The organism is Saccharomonospora iraqiensis subsp. paurometabolica YIM 90007, assembly GCF_000231035.2.
GTDB lineage: Bacteria > Actinomycetota > Actinomycetes > Mycobacteriales > Pseudonocardiaceae > Saccharomonospora > Saccharomonospora paurometabolica.
On the sequence record NZ_KI912218.1, the window covers coordinates 1 to 2,442 of the forward strand.

A 2,442-nucleotide genomic window follows, 5' to 3' on the forward strand; every position below is an offset into this window, starting at 1 on the left:
CGGCCGGTTGCCCGAGCACGGGATCGCCTACCGGTGGGAGCGGCGGCTCGGCGGGTGGCGCAAAACCCCGGCCGACAGCCCGGACACCGGGGTGCGCAACGACTCGTTCCGCGGCTACGCCGCCCACATGCGTTCCGCGGAGTTCCTCGCCGCGATCGACGACCTGGTGGCCGAGGCCGGGCGGGAGACCACGGCGGTGCTGTGCGCCGAGGCGGTGTGGTGGCGCTGTCACCGCCGGATGATCGCCGACTTCCTGACGCTGGTCCGCGACGTCGAGGTGGCGCACCTGATGCCGGACGGCCGCCTGCGCCCGCACCCGCCGATGCCGGAGGCCCGTCGGGTGCCGGGGCGGGACGTGCTCGTCTACGACGCCGCGCATGGGGAGGGAGCGGAGGCCGGGCGGGACGGCACCGGAGGGGCGGACACCCCCGGGACCGGACACGGGTGACCGGTGTCGGGGTGTCCGTGCCGCGGCGGTGGTCCGCTCAGCAGGCGGAGTCGGACGGACGCGGGGTGGCCAGGCCGAACAGCGGCCGCAGCTTCAGCCCGATCCAGGTGCCGCCGAGCGCGGCCGCGCCCCAGAGCCACCCGCGCACGTCCCCGACGGAGATCCCGCCGAGGTAGGCGCCGATGTTGCACCCGGCGGCCAGCCGCGCGCCGATCCCCATCAGGACTCCGCCGAGGACGGCGGCGACCGCGGTCCGCCACGGGATCTCGGCCCGGATCTTCCACGCGCCCGCGGCGGAGGCGGCGACGGCGGCCCCGAGGATGATCCCGATGTTGGTGAGGCTGGTCTTGTGCGTCCAGACCGGGGCGGCCAGCAGCTCGGCGTTCGCGGGTTCGCGCCAGTACTCCCACGTCTCCGGCTGCAGGCCGAGCAGCTGCAGGAACTTCGCGCCCCAGAGCGCGAACCCGCTGGTCACACCCCACTGGCCGCCGGAGACGAGGACCACGGCGGCGGCCAGCCCGCCGAGCACCACGGCACCGACGAGCAGCGGCCACGAGCCGCGCACGATCCGCGCGAGGCCCTGCGCGGTCGGCACCGCCCCACGGGGCGGTGGGGTGCGCCGCGCCTGCACCACCCGGGTCAGCACGACGAGGCCGAGCAGCAGCGCGACGGTGATCGCCCACGAGCCGCCCCAGCCGACGTGGTCGGCCAACAACAGCCCGGGAACCTCGGGCCAGCCGTCGAACGCCGGGAACGCCCAGGTGTAGAACACGGACCCGGCGATGAACCCGCCGAGGGTGAGCACGATGGTCGACTGGCCGGAGCCGACGGCGAACAGCGTGCCCGAGGCGCAGGCTCCACCGAGCTGCATCCCCACGGCGAACAGGGCGGCGCCCGCGAACAACGGGATGCCGATCGGCCCCGGGCTGACCTCGGGGGTGGCGCCGAACAACCCGACGCCGGTCGCCACGATCAGCATGATCAGGGTCGCCGCGGTGCCCAGCAGCAGCGCGTGGGCCCGCATGCCCTCGCCGTTGCCGACCCCGATGAGCTGTCGCCAGGCCGAGGTGAACCCGAAACGGGAGTGAAACAGCGCGACCCCGAGGAAGACACCGATGAGCAGCAGGGCGGCGAAGCGCTCGCCGTGCACGGCCCACACGTACCAGGCCGACCCGGCCGCCAGCAGGCCGGAGACGACGAGCGGCGCCGTCCGCACCGGACCCTCCGGGTCCGGGCGCGGCGCCGGGCACGACGTCGGCGAGGTGGTCAGGAGGTCGCGTCGGGAGGTGGGATCCGTCGTGGTGGACATGGGCAGCGTGACTCCATCGTGGTGTGCGGGGGACGATCCGACGCTAGGCCCGCCGTCCGTGCCCGCTCCATTGATCCCACGATGTGGTCGTCGCCCGCGTGCGGGCCACGCGCCGCTCAGCAGGTGGCGTCGGAGCGACGCGGGGTGTCCAGACCGAACAGCGGCCGCAGCGTGAGCCCGAGCCACGTTCCGACGAGTGCGCACCCACCCCACAGCCATCCGTGCACGTCCCCGACGGAGATCCCGCCGAGGTAGGCGCCGATGTTGCAGCCACCGGTCATCCGGGCGCCGATTCCCATCAGGATCCCGCCCAGCACGGCGGCGAGTGCGGTCCTGGCGGGAATCCCGCACCGGGATCCGAACGCGCCCGCCGCGGAGGCCGCGAGCATGGCCCCGAGGACGATCCCGATGTCGGTCAGGCTGGTGGTATCGGTCCAGACGGAGCCGGCCAGTGTCCGCGCGTGGCCCGGGGTGCGCCAGTACTCCCACGTCTCCGGGTGCAGCCCGAGCAGCTGCAGGACCTTCACCCCCCAGAGGGTGAAGCCGCCGGTCACGTCCCACCGGTCACCGGAGATCAGAAACACGGCGGCCGCCAGCACACCCAGCACCACGGCACCGACCGGCAGCGGCCAGGTGCCGCGCGGGATCCGGGCGGCACCGCGTGCGCTCGGCGCCGGGCCGCGGG

The 2,442-nt window shown here is 74.7% G+C and carries 3 protein-coding genes; 1 reads left to right on the top strand and 2 read right to left on the bottom strand.

Annotated features, from left to right (window positions below):
- Positions 1-448: DUF488 domain-containing protein (locus SACPADRAFT_RS26060; protein ID WP_007027282.1), on the top strand; the 448-nt coding region annotated here is incomplete at its 5' end.
- A gap of 37 nt (positions 449-485) precedes the next feature.
- Here the strand turns inward: SACPADRAFT_RS26060 and SACPADRAFT_RS0207090 are convergent.
- Both SACPADRAFT_RS0207090 and SACPADRAFT_RS26065 read right to left on the bottom strand, forming a co-directional pair.
- On the bottom strand, positions 486-1,757 hold the full coding sequence (locus tag SACPADRAFT_RS0207090) for a YeeE/YedE family protein (protein ID WP_028662290.1): 1,272 nt from the start codon (positions 1,755-1,757) through the stop codon (positions 486-488).
- A 116-nt stretch (positions 1,758-1,873) separates the two neighbouring features.
- On the bottom strand, positions 1,874-2,442 hold a 569-nt coding region (locus SACPADRAFT_RS26065; protein ID WP_007027280.1), incomplete at its 5' end, for a YeeE/YedE thiosulfate transporter family protein.